Below are 588 nucleotides of genomic sequence, written 5' to 3'. Positions count from 1 at the left end.
GGCCGGGGGCGGGCCGGGACGGGGCGCCGCGGGGCGCGGCCGTCCTAGGCGCCGGGGCCGGCGCCGCTCCCGTCGGCGCTTTTGGGAGGCTGCCGACCTCCCCCACCTCGCACCGGATCTTCCAGGTGCCGCCGAGGACCTCCCCGAGGACGCCGACGACGATGCCGTACGCGGGCTCCTTCTGGAGGTTCTCGGCGTGCCAGGCGTGCTTGAAGGCGAGGACGACTTCGCCGTCGACCGCGTCCGAGATGGTGGCGTCCTGGAGGAGCGCGGCGGTGGTGCGCTTGCGGTCCTTGACGGCCATCATGATCCGGTCCCACTGGCGGCGGACCGAGGCCGCGGAGGTGCCGCCTCCGGAGGGCTCGGGCGCGGCCTCGTAGACCGGGGCGGGCTCGGGCTCGGACCAGTCCTCGGCCGGGGGCTCTTCGGCGGGTTCGGGCGCGGCTGCGGCCGGTTCCGGGGCCTTGAGGGCCTCGTCCTCCCAGGGCGGGACCTCGGCCTTGGGTTCGGGGGCCTTCGCGGGGGCTTCGGCGGCCGGCGCGGTGCGGACGGGGGCCGGGGCGGTCACTGCCGGGGCCGCGACCGGGC

General features: G+C 77.9%; 1 pseudogene. It reads right to left on the bottom strand.

From position 1 onward, the window contains the following. Positions 1-588 (bottom strand): annotated as a pseudogene (locus tag DI269_RS12890) (DNA polymerase III subunit gamma/tau); the annotation flags it as partial.

Origin of the sequence: Glycomyces dulcitolivorans, assembly GCF_003265355.1 — a bacterium.
Lineage (GTDB): Bacteria > Actinomycetota > Actinomycetes > Mycobacteriales > Micromonosporaceae > Glycomyces > Glycomyces dulcitolivorans.
Note: the sequence above shows the minus strand (reverse complement) of the source record. Positions and strands in the feature narration are given on the sequence as shown.